Origin of the sequence: Haloarchaeobius caseinilyticus (genome assembly GCF_051207395.1) — an archaeon.
Lineage (GTDB): Archaea > Halobacteriota > Halobacteria > Halobacteriales > Natrialbaceae > Haloarchaeobius.
The window spans coordinates 92,284-106,370 of the sequence record NZ_JBPJZC010000004.1; the positions used below are offsets into that span (position 1 = coordinate 92,284).

At 60.7% G+C, this 14,087-nt stretch carries 13 protein-coding genes; 7 read left to right on the forward strand and 6 right to left on the reverse strand.

What is annotated here, in order from left to right; translation table 11 throughout:
• The first annotated feature begins 22 nt into the window (after nucleotides 1-22).
• Both ACSC1P_RS18115 and ACSC1P_RS18120 read left to right on the forward strand, forming a co-directional pair.
• Nucleotides 23-286: a hypothetical protein gene (locus tag ACSC1P_RS18115; protein WP_435361615.1), complete on the forward strand. Its 264-nt coding sequence runs from the start codon at nucleotides 23-25 to the stop codon at nucleotides 284-286.
• Between the two features lie 463 nt (nucleotides 287-749).
• Entirely contained in the window at nucleotides 750-1,604 is an 855-nt protein-coding gene (locus ACSC1P_RS18120) for an MBL fold metallo-hydrolase (protein ID WP_435361616.1), read from the forward strand.
• Nucleotides 1,605-1,861: 257 nt separating this feature from the next.
• On the opposite strand, the gene ACSC1P_RS18125 is transcribed toward ACSC1P_RS18120, so the two are convergent.
• The gene (locus ACSC1P_RS18125) at nucleotides 1,862-2,950 is read right to left on the reverse strand and encodes a putative sulfate/molybdate transporter (RefSeq protein WP_435361617.1); all 1,089 of its coding nucleotides are present in this window, start codon (nucleotides 2,948-2,950) and stop codon (nucleotides 1,862-1,864) included.
• 364 nt (nucleotides 2,951-3,314) lie between these two features.
• On the opposite strand from ACSC1P_RS18125, the gene ACSC1P_RS18130 reads away from it, so the two are divergent.
• Together ACSC1P_RS18130 and ACSC1P_RS18135 are read left to right on the forward strand one after the other, a co-directional pair.
• Nucleotides 3,315-3,776, forward strand: coding sequence for a pyridoxamine 5'-phosphate oxidase family protein (locus tag ACSC1P_RS18130; protein WP_435361618.1), 462 nt, complete (start codon nucleotides 3,315-3,317; stop codon nucleotides 3,774-3,776).
• A 290-nt stretch (nucleotides 3,777-4,066) separates the two neighbouring features.
• A complete protein-coding gene (locus ACSC1P_RS18135; RefSeq protein ID WP_435361619.1) occupies nucleotides 4,067-5,227 on the forward strand; it encodes a hypothetical protein in 1,161 nt (386 codons plus the stop codon).
• Nucleotides 5,228-5,345: 118 nt separating this feature from the next.
• Here the strand turns inward: ACSC1P_RS18135 and ACSC1P_RS18140 are convergent, their stop codons facing one another.
• Nucleotides 5,346-6,182, reverse strand: coding sequence for an aldo/keto reductase (locus ACSC1P_RS18140; RefSeq protein ID WP_435361620.1), 837 nt, complete (start codon nucleotides 6,180-6,182; stop codon nucleotides 5,346-5,348).
• 315 nt (nucleotides 6,183-6,497) lie between these two features.
• On the opposite strand from ACSC1P_RS18140, the gene ACSC1P_RS18145 reads away from it, so the two are divergent.
• Entirely contained in the window at nucleotides 6,498-8,171 is a 1,674-nt protein-coding gene (locus ACSC1P_RS18145; protein WP_435361621.1) for an acetate--CoA ligase, read from the forward strand.
• Nucleotides 8,172-8,396: 225 nt separating this feature from the next.
• Nucleotides 8,397-9,326 (forward strand): hypothetical protein, encoded by a 930-nt coding sequence (locus ACSC1P_RS18150; protein ID WP_435361622.1) that lies wholly within the window; start codon nucleotides 8,397-8,399, stop codon nucleotides 9,324-9,326.
• A 36-nt stretch (nucleotides 9,327-9,362) separates the two neighbouring features.
• Here ACSC1P_RS18150 and ACSC1P_RS18155 read toward each other — a convergent pair whose 3' ends face one another.
• The 4 genes from ACSC1P_RS18155 to ACSC1P_RS18170 form a co-directional block, all read right to left on the reverse strand.
• Nucleotides 9,363-10,895 carry a sodium:solute symporter family transporter gene (locus tag ACSC1P_RS18155; protein WP_435361623.1) on the reverse strand — a complete coding sequence of 511 codons (1,533 nt, stop codon included), beginning with the start codon at nucleotides 10,893-10,895 and terminating at the stop codon, nucleotides 9,363-9,365.
• A complete protein-coding gene (locus ACSC1P_RS18160) occupies nucleotides 10,889-11,632 on the reverse strand; it encodes a TenA family protein (RefSeq protein WP_435361624.1) in 744 nt (247 codons plus the stop codon). The genes ACSC1P_RS18155 and ACSC1P_RS18160 overlap by 7 nt, the downstream gene beginning before the upstream one ends.
• Nucleotides 11,629-12,294: a thiaminase II gene (gene tenA / locus ACSC1P_RS18165; protein ID WP_435361625.1), complete on the reverse strand. Its 666-nt coding sequence runs from the start codon at nucleotides 12,292-12,294 to the stop codon at nucleotides 11,629-11,631. The genes ACSC1P_RS18160 and tenA overlap by 4 nt, the downstream gene beginning before the upstream one ends.
• A 216-nt stretch (nucleotides 12,295-12,510) precedes the next feature.
• Nucleotides 12,511-13,458: a DUF7983 family protein gene (locus tag ACSC1P_RS18170; RefSeq protein WP_435361626.1), complete on the reverse strand. Its 948-nt coding sequence runs from the start codon at nucleotides 13,456-13,458 to the stop codon at nucleotides 12,511-12,513.
• Nucleotides 13,459-13,568: 110 nt separating this feature from the next.
• On the opposite strand from ACSC1P_RS18170, the gene ACSC1P_RS18175 reads away from it, so the two are divergent.
• Nucleotides 13,569-14,021 (forward strand): Hsp20/alpha crystallin family protein, encoded by a 453-nt coding sequence (locus ACSC1P_RS18175; RefSeq protein WP_435361627.1) that lies wholly within the window; start codon nucleotides 13,569-13,571, stop codon nucleotides 14,019-14,021.
• The last annotated feature ends 66 nt before the right edge of the window (nucleotides 14,022-14,087 follow it).

The window sequence follows — 14,087 nt, forward strand, 5'->3', positions numbered from 1 at the left end:
TTTGTAGTTAAATCGATGGGGTATGTCCGATTCCGATGGGTTTGGGGACGATGGAACGTCTTCTATGCACGAAATTGAAAGTGATAGGACAGAGATAGACTCCTCTAATTCGTCCCTTGAGGCGGTCTACGGCATAGAAAATAAGAATTCTGCGAATTCCAGTCGCTTAAACCTCAAATCGGTCCCATCCATGGTAGTGAAGATACTCTTCGTCCTACTCCTCTTATACTTCATATTGTACCCCTTTGTCGCCGGTTTCTTGGACCTGTTCGGAATACATGTGTAGGATCGTTTTATTATACTATTTTCTCAGCAACAACATCTCTCTGTAACCGCCAAGTTCTACAACCGCTATCTGATATCTTCATATGTGGTGGAGTACTGCGAGAGATACGTGCCCTGTATTCAGCACGGCATCGAGAAAATTACACAAGATTGTCAGGAGCATCCGGGATTCACTCGCAGCCTCGGTCTGGCAACTGAGTCTTGACGGAGATTGAGGTCGTCGAATCGCCAGACTCAGAGCGTAGGTCCATCACATTCTCGTTCGCACTCAGTGGAAGCCGGAGTTGAAGAACGTGGGTATCCCCCATACGTGGGCGGCGCGAGCGTCAGTTACAAGCAGAACCCGACCTCAATTGCTCGCGAGCGGGAGGCGGTGTCACGTCGGAAGTTATTACTGGTCCCCGAATGGACCGCTGTCACATGTATTGTCATGGCGAACCCAGCAGCGCGGCGCGGAGTGTACGATGACGATTACGAGCGACTGGGGCGAGTGGTGGGCGCGCGAGGAACTCAACGGCATCGACGTCGAGGAGGGTGTCTCCCTGTGGTATCTCGGTGTCGCCGGCTGGGCGATACGGACGCCGGAGACCGCCATCTATATCGACCCCTACTTTAGCACCGAGCGGGACCGCGAGTACGTCGCGCGGATGTCGCCGGTGCCGATGGAACCACAGTGGGCGGACGCCTGCGACGCAGTATTCTGCACCCATGACCACCGCGACCACTTCTGGCCGCCCTCGTTCGGTCCACTCCTCGACCACGGCGGCGACGTCCACGCGCCTGTCGAGTGCTACGAGAACTTCGACGTGAGCGCAATCGATGCGGAGAAACGAACGGTCGCCGAACCCGGCGACAGCTACGAGGTTGGCGACCTCACCGTCCACGTCCGGGACGGGTACGATCCAGACGCGAACGGCACGGTGACGTACGTTATCGAGCACGAAACGGGTACCATCTTTCACGGTGGCGACAACCGACCGTGCGAGGCATTCCACGAGATTGGGGCGGAGTTCGACATCGACCTCGGGATGCTCTCCTACGGCACTGACGCCCGCCTCGTTGAAGACGGCGAGGTCATTACGCGCAAGCTCTACAACGACGCCGACGAGATCGTCGAGGCCGCGAACGCGCTCGGCATCGACCGCCTGATTCCCGAGCACTGGCGGCGCTGGCGGTCGATCCACGCCGACCCCGGTGCACTTTCGAAGGCAGCGACGACGTTCGAGTACCCGCACGTGATTGAAGAGGTCGAGGTTGGCGACCGCTTCCGGCTCGACCGGCCGGGCGTCGTCCCACCCGCGCGCCTCGGCACCGAGTAAACTTAACTGACTGATTCAGTGCCTCGGCCTGCCAACTGCGCCTCGACGGTGATTGCGGTCGTCGAATTGTCAGACTGAGAGTTCTCGGTCTGTCGCTTCACCCAGTGTTCTGAATCGAACTTGTCAGGAGTTGGCTGCTGCATACAGAGACTGTATTCAGCACGACGCGACTGTGTTCTCGCATCCACAGATCTGAACTAGCCGTTCGGAAGGGTCTGCGTACCACCTCGAACAGAGAGACTCGAACCGAGAAGCATCTATGGCCGGTGCTCGAGGAGAAGATACCCCAAGACCCCTATCACGAACGCAATACCGATGTTTGACGCCACACCAAGTAAACCGATTCCAAGTGTGAGTGGAAGGTGGTCGGTGTCGAGACCCGCTCGCCCGAGCTCGATAGCGATTAGACCGAGGACGACCCCGAGCATCGGTAAGGGGAAAGCGGCCACGATACCGACCGCCAGTACAGCAGCAACCGCGTAAATCGCTCCGAGAATTACGTTCGCGCCGGCGGTCCGGGCGCCGAAGGCGTACTTACCAGCGACACCACCGCTCCCGTGGCACATCGGCATCGCCCCGAACGGGATGGCGAACAGATTCATCACACCCATATTCTTCGAGAGTTCGTCGGCAGACACGTCTGCATCGTAGTAGTCCGAGAGAAGTAACGACGTGGCGACGGCGGCGTTTCCGACGGTCATTGCGAGTTGCGCAACCGTTCCTTCAACTGTCGCCACAGATATCGACGACAGAGTCGGAAGCGTAGCCGTAAACGCAGGAAGCTGCGATGCCGAGAAGCCGACCTGCGTGATTGTGACGACGACGCCGACACACAGGACGATGAGCGCGCTCGCCTTACGGTAGCCCGCGACAATCACGACCGCTGCGACGCCCACCGAAAGGAGTGCGAGCGTCAAGCCACGGAGGCTCAGTCGAACGCCAGTTTCGAGAAGGATGAGACCAACCCCGAGTTGAACGCCCCGAATCACTGGCTGGCCCACGTACCGCTCGATTCGACAGAGTGTACCCGTCCACCCAATGACGAGGAGAACCACGCCAGCGAGGAGACCGGCGACTGCGAGTTCGCTCGCGGTGAGAGCCCCTGCGATCACGAGTGCGGCGAGTGCCTTCATCGGTTCGACTGAAACCGGCAGGCCGTAGTAGAGCCCCCAGACGATCTGGAACACTGCGAACCAGAGAAGGAGATGAGTCAGCGAGAGGTCCGTGAGGGCAGCGATAGCGACGACCACCGGAAACACCGTAACCGAATCTCCTATCGCGCCGGTGAATTCACCGACCGAGAATTCGATCGAGTGTGTACGCCAAAAATCGCTTGAGAACGCCACTATATACGGTCAATCTCTCAACGAAAATCAAGCTGTTCAGCAACCATATCTGGATATCAGACTAGCCATCAATAATCAATATCGGTTTCATAAGCCGACATCCTCAAATCTCCGAAGTAGAAGAAACGTCGCTGGAACTACCGCTTTGATTCCCGTCAGATTACCACGGCCACAGAGACCTCACCAAACGCTGTCAGAAGCCGCGTGAACATACAGAGTGCGAGTCAGTCGCGAGAGCTTCTGACGATTCTCTGTTGTGTTCTGTGGCTCCTGCTGAATAGAGGGTGCATATTCAGCAACGACAGCTGACCCACAGACCTGCAGGGAGGAGTCGTTTTCTCGCTCGGACCCGTAGAGACTCGTTATGAACACTGTTGGTGGCGCCTGGACCGAGAATCAACTCGACGACTTCCTCAAGGAGTCACGGATTCCGATCCGCCTCGCAACGCAACGGGGAGATGGATCACTATGGATGGTCGCGTTGTGGTATCGGTACCGGAATAGTACATTCGAGTGTGCAACGTGGGCAAACGCTCACATCGTGCGATTTCTCCAGAGCGACTCCGAGGTCGCATTCGATGTTTCGACGAATCACCCGCCGTATCGAGGTGTCAGAGGGAACGGAACTGCCACGGTGTCGCCCGACAAGAACAAAGAGATACTCCGAGCGCTCATCGAGCGCTACCTCGGAGACACGGATTCCGCCCTAGCCGAGTGGCTGTTGGGCGATGCGCGCGAGGAAGTCAGGGTCCGCGTCCATCCGAACGAAATGTACAGTTGGGACTACACCGATCGGATGCAGGGTATCGGGACTTCTCCCACATAATAATACACCTCGGTGTCAGAATCGATCGAAGGGGTGTCGTCCCCCGTGCTGAATACGTTCTCTCTGTCTGTCAGCACATTCAGCGCACAGACGCGGAAACAAACGAGCGCCGGTTGCTGCATACATCCTCTGAATCGGTCGTTTCGATACTGTCAGAACTAGAGGGATTGGGCGGTCGGGGGAGAATTGTACCCAACAGCGACCGAAATTGCGCCGTTGTGTTGGGAAATCCTTGAAAACCCAGCAGCCGATGCACGGCTTATTTCAGCGGCCCAGCGAGAGGTAAGCCAATGACCGACGCGTTTGCAGACAGGACACTCGCCGAGCACCGGCGTGTTTTCGAGAAGATCTGGTGGCAAAACCCCGAGCGACAGAACGGGACGTCCTCGTCTTGGTGGTTCTTTCTCCTGTTCCCGGAGGGCGAGGAGGGCTACGGTCCGAGACAGCTCATGTTCTCGGTCGCTGCCTGTGTGGGTGACCAGAGCCGTGTGAACGACCTCCCGCCCCAGGGGATGGACGCTGACCGGCCCATCGTCGACGGGGTGGACAGATTCAACGCGACGACGGTTGGCTGGGCCGGCGACGAAGACGTGGTCCACGACCACGTCGTCAGGCAACCAGCCGAGGCGGTGCTCTCTCGCGACGACCAGCGGCTCGAAGCCTGGGCAGAGCGCGAGGACGGCACCAGACGCGGCAGCGAAATCTCGGCGCTCTCGGACCGCCCCCTCGGGCTCCGAGCCCACGTCATCGGTGACGGTGCCGAGGCGGAGTTCGAGGCCTGGGGCGACCTCGACTCGAAGATGACCGCACCACACCACTCACTGGATATCGACACACCGCTTGGTGGTGCCGAGGTCGTGGCGTGGCGTCGGATGGAGTTCGAAGGGGAGTTCGACCTGCCCGACGGCCCCGAGACGCTTTCTGGAGCGTGTTACTTCCAGCGCGTGTGTTTCGACATGCCGCTGGTGCCCTGGAAGTGGGTCTGGGCGATCTTCCCGGACGGGACCTCGTTTTCCGTGTTGGTTCCGTTTCTCGGGCCACACGTGTTCCGCAAGGGCTACAAGTTCTTCTCCTCGGACAGACTCGAACGCCTGACGATTCCCCTTCGCCAAAACGGGTTCTGGGACTGGGGTCAGAAAGATGGGCACGTCGAGTTCGACCGGATTACTGTCGAGCCACTACTGGGCACTGGCGAACACCCTGACTTCGACGTTCGCGTCGAGAACGAGGCGGGCGATTACGTGCGGTTCGTTGCCCGGACCTATGGCCATGCGCGAAACTGGCTCGACCGGCCGAGGCTCGGTGGTCGGCTTCCGTCTCACTGGAGCTACAACGAGTTCATGTTCCGGATGACCGGACTCGCCGGACACGTCGGCGGCACAGCAATCGACGAGGAGTCACTGGGCACCGGATTCGGGACGCTGGAATACAGTACCGGACTGGGTCTGTGAGCCACCGACCGGCCCACCAGTTCGATAAGCGGTTTTGACCTCAGTGCGGGAGACAGGGCGTATCTCGCTCGTCGGCGCGACGGTAGGTCGCAGAACGTAGCCGTTCAGCGGGTCGAAATCACTGCTCGATTCCGTAGACCTCTCGCGTCCAGTCTCGCGTCGGCGTATCGTAGACAGGATAGTCGCGGTCACGCTCGTCTAAGCGCTCGCGGTCGGCCGCATCGAGCGACCACTCGATGGCGATGTTGTCTTCGATGTGTTCGGCACTTGTCGACCGCGACAGTACGACCACGTCATGGTCCAGCGCCCACCGAAGGACGACCTGTGCGGGGCTTTTGTCGTATTTCGCGGCGAGTTCAGTGACGACCTCGTCGTCGAATACTTCGGTTCGTGCGAGTGCTGCAGCCCCCTCGATCACCATCCCCGACTCGTGACAGTACTCGACGAGTTCTGGTCGCTGGAACCACGGGTGGAATTCGATTTGGTTGACGGCAATCGGGACATCGGAGATGTGCTGTGCACAGCTCAACTGATACGCAGTGAAGTTCGAGACGCCGATATTGCGAACGAGCCCTTCGTCGTGCAGACGCTCCATCGCGTGGAGTGTTTCCCGAAGGGAGATCGCAGGATTGGGCCAGTGGACGAGATACAAGTCGAGATAGTCCGTGCCGAGTCGGTCCAGGGAGGCCTCACACGACCGTATCACCGACTCGTAGTTCAGATTCTTCGGGAGAACCTTCGACGTGAGAAACACGTCGTCACGGTCGTATTCCATGAGTACATCTCCGATAACGTCCTCGTTCTGGTAGCCTTCAGCAGTGTCGATATGCGTGTAGCCAGCGTCGAGGGCTACACGGACGCTCGAAGCCGTTTCCTCGTCGGACATACCGTAGGTTCCTAACCCGACTGCGGGCAGCTCGTCTCCACTTGGCAGTGTCTTTGTTGGGACAGACACGTCCACGAGTACTGGAGATCGAGTGTTAGTTGTTGGGCCTTGTGGCAAGGCCGTCTTCTAGTCTGGGCGGAGTCATAGTCACCGGTCATCGTCGTCTTCTACCGACCGTCGTTCACACAGGATTCAGACTACGGACATTCGGAGAATACGCGCAGCTCCCCCACCGCCCGAATGGGAGTACATTTTCAGACATTGCTGCGGACGACTGATGGTCTCTGACCAGGATAAGGCGCCGTATATCTAATTAATTGACAACTATGAATCCGGTACAGTCGTGGAAAAGACTATGACCGTAACGGGAATCTGAGAGTACGTATGCCACACGCTCACAACCTCGAAGACTACGACGCGGAACGCGAGGACTTCAGCTGGGACGATATCTACGCCGAGGCGGACTGGGACGCACCCGACTCACTGAATATCGGCCACGAGGTCGTCGACCGACACGCCGACGACCGAGAGAAGGTGGCGCTCTATCAGGTCGGCACCGACGGCGACCTCACGAAGATGACGTTCTGGGAACTGTCGAACCGTACCAGCCAGTTCGCCAACGTCCTTGCTGACCTCGGCGTCGAGCAGGGCGACCGCGTCTTCTCGTTCATGCCGCGGATTCCCGAGCACTACGTCGCACTCGTTGGCACACTCAAACACGGCGCAGTCTGGGGGAGCGTCAACGAGCGGTTCGGCCCGGACGGCATCTCGTACCGACTCGACGATTGCGAGGCGAAAGTCGTCGTCACGACGACGGACAACCGAGACACCATCGCGGAAGCCCTCGAAGACGCCCCCTCGGTCGAGCACGTCATCACCGTCGACCGCGGCGACGGCGCACCGGCGGACGATGTCATCTTCGGCCCGACACTCGACGACGCGAGCACGGAATACGAGGTCCCCAAGACTGGCGGCGAAGACGACGCCATGCTGTACTATACCTCTGGGACGACTGGACTGGCGAAGGGTGTCCTGCACAAGCAGCGCTGGGTGGCTGGCGTCGCCGCGACGCAGAAGTACGCCGTCGACCTTCAGCCGGGTGACCTCTACTGGAGTACCGGCGACCTCGGCTGGTTGACCGGGTCCATCAACACGCTCGGCGCGTGGTTCTGGGGCGCATCGCTGTTCGTCTACGAAGGCGAGTTCGACCCGGAAACGTGGGCGAATCTGTTCGACGAGTACCCGATTACGGTGCTATTCTCGGTTCCGACCGCCTACCGGATGCTCCGCGAGAAAGAGGAACTACTGGACGGCGTCGACCTCGACCTGCGCCACGCGCTCTCCATCGGCGAACCGCTCAGCGCGGGCGTCGTCGAGTGGGGCAAAGACCGACTCGGCGTCACTATCCTCGACACCTACGGCCAGACCGAGACGGGGAACATGATCATCAACAACTACCCGACGATGGACCTCCGGCCCGGGTCGATGGGGAAGCCACTCCCCGGTATCGAGGCCGACATCATCGACCCGCAGACCGGCGAGGTCCTCGAACCGGGCGAGACCGGCGAAATCGCCCAGCGGGGTGACTACCTCTGCTTCTTCGCCGAGTACTGGCAGAAGGAGGACAAGACTGCGGACTGCTTCATCGACGGCCCGAGCGGGACGTGGTACCGCTCCGGCGACCTCGCGCACAAGGACGAGGACGGGTACTTCTGGTTCGAGGGACGCGCCGACGACGTGATTCTGTCCTCGGGCTACCGCATCGGCCCGTTCGAGGTCGAGAGCGCACTCGGCGAACACGAGGCCATCACGGAGGCCGCCGTCGTGCCCAAGCCGCACAGCGAACGGGGCAACATCGTGAAAGCGTACGTCGTCCTCAGCGAGGGCGTCGAGGCGTCGGACGACCTCAAGACGGACATCCAGAACTACGTGAAAGAGCGACTCTCTGCCCACGAGTACCCGCGCGAAATCGAGTTCCGGAAGGAGCTACCGAAGACTGTGACGGGCAAGATTCGGCGGACAGAGTTGCGGGACAAGGTCGACGGCACGGCGGAGTAGGTCTCACAGCGGCGACTGGGTGGCGGAATTGTACGCCGACCCGCTTCGTCTCTCGGGTTGCTGTGTATAGTCGATTGGGCGCTACTCACGAGGTCGGACTTGCTCTCGGGAACCGTCCTATCTCTGCTAAAAACCGTGCCAGATGGCCGAAAATAGTTTCACTTTCACTCCGCCCGGGATGCCTTCATGACCGTTCGCTGTGATGGTCAGACGAGGAGTACTTTCGTGACAATTCACATCGTCGAGGAGCGTGATGGGCGGTTCGTCGTAGATCACTGGGAGGGTACAGAACTGGACTCGTGGAGCAGACGGACCACCGTCGTCGCCGAGCCGTTTCCAGCTACTGTCGGGGTTGGCGACGTACTCGAAGTCGAAGATTCGTTGTACGGATTGCAGGCGGGCGACGACGCACCTGTAATTTCTCACGCAGACGAAGCCACTGCCGACCGAATCAAGGAGGAGTACGAGGTCTTCGAGGAGCGACTACGCGAGTATGCAGCCGAATACGGTGTCGACTTCGACGCGGGATACGAGTCGTTGGCTGACGGCGATTTCATCTTCGTTGCGACACCGCCACAGATGCGTTATTTCCCAGTTAGAGACTTCGAAGTCGGCTACGTCTTTCCCGGTGGCATCTACGCCGATGGTGCTGAGACATCCCGGCGTTTCGCCAACCTCGTGCATTGTCCTGAGTCCGTGTTGGAGTCGGGGATGGCCTTCGACGTGGTCGAACTCGACGACCTCGTCTACGGCTTACGGTACGACGAGCGCCTGACCGAGGACGTGCAATCTCAGTCCCCGAAGATTCAATTCTACTTCTCGGACTTCGCCGAACTGGGCGACGACATCGAGTCGAAAGACGACCTCGAACACCCTCTCTACGTCCTCGTCGACGGCTTTGACGACGGTCAGTATTATTCGAGTCTCTACGAAAGTGCCCCGTCTGGGCGTTCGCACGGCTTCCAGAACTACCGGGAATTCTCCGGAGGGAGTGCTCGGACTCCGTATCACATCCCGAAGCACTGGCCATACGTCCACGGTGATGGACTGCTGATTCCGGTAGACGAGATGTACCTCGACACGTCGGGGTACGAGGACACATACGTGGCTGTCCTTTCGCGCGATGCGGACCCAGTCAAACCGGAGCGGAAGTAGCGGAGAAACGGGGGGTAATCCACCTACCCAGCCAGTTTAGTTTCGTCGTTCACCGCCGTCAGCCATCGGTTCGTCCAACCGTCGAATCTCGCTGCCCAGCCTGTCGAGGTCGAAACTCGTCGACGACAGTCGTGCGGCCACGAGAGTCAGTCCGGTCGAGACGAGGAAGGCCCCGCCGAACGAGGTCAGATACAGCGGGTCAGCCGCGGGCAGCAGTCCACCGACGACGGGCACCGCAGTGAGGTACTCACGCAAGTCGGGGAAGTACGCCAGTCCGAACGCGAGACCGACGACACTGCTCCCCAGTGCCCCGAGGCCGGTAATCCGCTCGGAGTAAAACCCATACACGAGTGGGAAGGCGATGGCCGCACCGAGCAAGTCGGCGAGGAAGAACAGTCGCAGCACACTCTGGGCACGAAGACTGACGTACACCGCAGCCAGCGCGACGATGACGGTGAACGTCCGAGCACCGAACGCCAATTGGCGGTCACTCGCCCGGTCGAGCAATCGCGCGAGGTCGGCCGTCACGAGGCTCGACAGCGCGTTGAACAGCGAGTCGACGGAACTGACGACGAGGACGAGCGCGAGGAGGACCACGGCGAGCACGGCCCACTCTGGGAATGCGCCGTCGAGCAGGAGGAAGAACGCCACGTCGGCGTTGTAGCCCGTGCTCGTAGGGTCGGTCACCACGTCTGTGTTGGCGACGGCGACGATGCCGAAGAACGCGGCGACGAACACGAGCAGGCCGTTGATTCCCGCAGCGTTCCGAAAGCTTCGGGAAACTGTCTGGCCGTCTTCGGCGGCGTAGATGCGCTGCCACCACGTCTGGTTGATGAGTTCCGCGCCGAGGACGGCGAATGCGAGGCCAAGACCGAACTGGAGGCCCGCGGCGAAGCCGGGATCGAGCAGGCTCGGGTTGGTCGTCTCGACGCCCGAGACGAGGGCGGACGGACCACCGAGTGAGACGACAGCAGCGACGACGGTCAGCACGAGCAATGGGAGCACGAGCAGCGCCTGTACCGTGTCGGTGACGATACTCGCTCGGAGACCACCGTAGGCCGTGTAACAGAGGACGAAGCCGCCGACGAGGACCGCAGTCTGCCACTGGGGGACGCCAGCGACGAACGCCAGCGCACCGGCGATACCCGTCAACTCGGCGGCCAGGAAGACGAACATGTACAGCGCGCTCACCACGACGACGAAACCGTACATCGCGTCGCCGTAGCGCACGTGAGCATATTCGGTGAGCGAGTGCCCGTTCGGCATCACCTCACGAATTCGGGGGCCGAGTTTCGCGTAGACGAGCATCGGGACCGCCTCACCGATCGCGTAGCCGACGACGGCGGCGATACCGAATCCTGCGCCGGCTTCGGGCGCGGCGAACAGAATCCAGACACCCATCACTGAGGCGACGAGCGTCGCAGTCGTTCGCCGGTCTCCGGCGGAGTTCCGGGCAGAGATGAGCGACTCGACCGAGTCGACACGACCACATGAGTACCAGACACCGAGTACGGTGAAGCCGAGCAACGTACAGACCGTGAGAGCTAGCGCGACCGTGCTACTCACCACGTTACATCGCCCTCGTTTGGGGCCGATTGCGACGGAGACCGTGTGGGAAAATCGTCGTAGGCAGCGTCGAAGAACGCGACTTCCAGTTCGACCGTCCGCCGGAACAGTCGGGCGAGTCGCTGCTGGCGGCGTGGGGACGCCGCGGCTCCTTCGCGGTCGAGTTCTGCTCGGAGCCACGCGACGAACTGCTCGAAGTCGGGCATCGCGTGCAGGGCTATCCACTCGGCGAGGTAGAACCGCTTTGGCGGCTCACCGTCGATACGGGTCGCCCACGAGAGGTAGATCCACTCCGCCGGGACGAGGACGGCGAGGGTCTCGGCGTAGCCGCCCTGCCTGGCCGCGCGTTCGAGCAAGTCGACGAACGCGCGGGTCGGGGGACGCAGTTCCGGATTCTGGTACGCAGGCTCGGGTACGCCGAGTGCCGCGAACGACCGCTCGAAAAAGTCGTTCTCGTCGTCGGTGAGGACGCCGAGAAAGTCGACGAGTCGTGACTTCGCCGCCATCGTCGGGGCCTCGCCGACGGCGTGACCGAACACGCCGACGAGCGTTTCGAGGAAGGTGTAGTCCTGCAGGAGGTACCGACGGAACACGTTGTCGGAGATGTCGTCTGCACCGAGTTCCGTGGTGAACCGATGTTCGGTCGCCGCCGCCCAGTCAGGCCCGCTCTGCTCACGTAGCCAGTCGGTGAACCGTGAGTCTTGACGTGCCGCGGAGAATTCGTCGAACTCGCTCGTCATAGCGGCCACTCCTCTTCGGTCCACGCGGCCTCCCAGAACAGGTACTCGTACTGTGCCGAGGTCTCGAACAGGTCCCGGTACCGGGCACGCTCAGCCTCGTTGGCGTCGCCAGCCACCTCGTCCATGAGGTCTTTGCACCACTTCGTCAGTTCGCTGAACTCGTCGCCGGCGTACATCTCGACCCACTCGGCGTACTGCTCGTGGTCCGGTTTCCCCTGCGCGGCGAGTCGCTTGCCGGTCTCGTTGAACCCCCACATACACGGGAGTAGTGCCGCGACGAGGCCTCCGAAGGTCCCGAGTGCAGCCGTCCGGAGCAAGAAGTCAGTGTAGGCCCGAGTCGTCGGCGACGGTTCTGTGGCACCTAGTTCGTCGGGCGAGATACCGAACTCGGCGGCGTACGACCGGTGGAGTGCCATCTCTTCGTTCACCGTCGAGTCGAGTAATTTCGCGAACGTCCCGAGTTGGTCCAGCGCCGGAGCTTTGGCTGCCCCGAGCGCGAACAGTCGGCTGTACTCGACGAGGTAGACGTAGTCCTGCTTGACCCAGTATCGAAACGGGTCCTCGGCCAGCGACCCATCGCTGAGTCGCGTGACCATCGGGTGCGCCACGATGGCGTCCCAGTAGGCGTCTGCGTCTTGGCCTAGCTCTGCCGTGAAGTTCATACGTGGCCATTCGGCATCGGAGCGAAAAGTCTTACCATCGGGTGGTATAAATGGGTGGTTTTCTGGTTCGGTGGAATACACCAGCTACAGCTGTGAGCAGCTACTACGTGAGATGTGGGCCACCAATTGTGGCGGCTTGACTGGCAGACAAATTCGAATTTCGTGCAAATACTTTGTCTCGATTCGGAACGGGCGGTCCTCGCTTCGAACTCGCGCCTACTTCGCAGCGAGAGTGTCGTCGAATTTGCGCTCCAGTTCCTCGAGTTCGTCCTGTAGTTCCGTTCGCCGAGCAGCATCCACTGTGTCGAGTCGTGCCTGCAATCCGGCCAGCCGTCCCTGCTTCTCCTGTTCGTGGGTGCCGGTCTTCTGGACGAACGTTCGGTCGGCCAGGTCGTAGACTTTCTCCTCGTCGAGGCTCGTCGCGGCCAACACCACGTCGAGTTTCTCTGGGACGACACCGGTGGCCCACTCGGTCGGGATATTGGCGTCTTCGAGGGCGTGCAGTACCGTCGACTCGTCTTTGAGGTAGCGATACCGTCTGGTCGCTCGGCTGACCGACCCGTAGGTCCCGTCGAGTCGTCCATCCGGACCGATTTGGTCGAGTAGCCGTTCGCCGACCGACCGCCGGAGTGCGCCTGCGCCGCGCTCTACGTCCGAGAGCAACACGTACAGGTCGACGAGGTCCGTCGTGAGTGTCGTCTCGTCGGGCGGCGTGTCGGCTAACTGGGTCGCCAACAAGAGCGCGTCGTCGTGGACGTGTTCAGGTTCGCTTCTGGCCTCCCACGATTCGACAATAAGTGGGGAGTCCTCGGGTGTGCGATTCTGTTGCTCCTCCCCGACCGCTCGCCGGAAGACGTTCGTGTCGAAGTCGACCACGTACTCCGGGAGCACGCTGAACACGCTGACGTACGGTTCGACGCCTGCGGGAAGGGAGCCGAGTCCGATGCCCACGTCTTTACTCTCCAGTTGGTCGTAGAGGACGCCGAACTGGTCGCGTCTGAGGACGCGCTCTTCGAGCGAGTCGGTGAACCGGGCGAGCAATCGCTCGTCGTCGACGATTTCGACGGCGAACGGCCGACAGGTGTCCGGCGTGACGAACACCGTGTCAGCGTCGAGTGCGGCGCAGGCCGCGTTCACGTCTCGCCACCTGTCTGCGAATACCATACCATAAATTCGTCGCAGAAGGGCTTGACACTGCCGTCAGGACAGAAACCGGGAGTGTCAGGCGAGAAGTTCGAGAGGGTCGCGCACCTAGTGATACCCGAGGAATCACAATGGCGACCAGAAAGAACCCGTTCGAAGAACTGGAACGGCTCTTCGAGCGGATGGGCCGACAACTCGAATCGCTCGACGACACGTGGACTATCCCGAGCCGAGGGATGGGTCCGTTCGGCGACATGGAGACAGGAACGATGCCGCTGGACGTCGAGGACGTCGACGGCGAAATCGTCGTCACGGCCGACATGCCCGGCTTCGACAAGGACGAAATCTCCGTGAACATCGACGGCGACATGCTGACTATCTCAGCCGAACACGAGACCGAGTCCGAGACCACCGAGGGTGAGTTCTTGCATCAGGAACGCTTGCATCGGTCGGTGAAGCGGTCGATAACGCTCCCCACGGCAGTGGAGTCGGAAGCGGCGTCGGCACGGTACAAAAACGGTGTCCTGACGGTGACGCTCACGAAGAGCGAGACCCCGAAAGGGAAGCACATCGAAATCGAGTGATTGCGGTCTAACTTTCTACCCGTACTTCTGCCGCAACAGTGCCGAAGTGGAGCTAGTGGGCTCCGA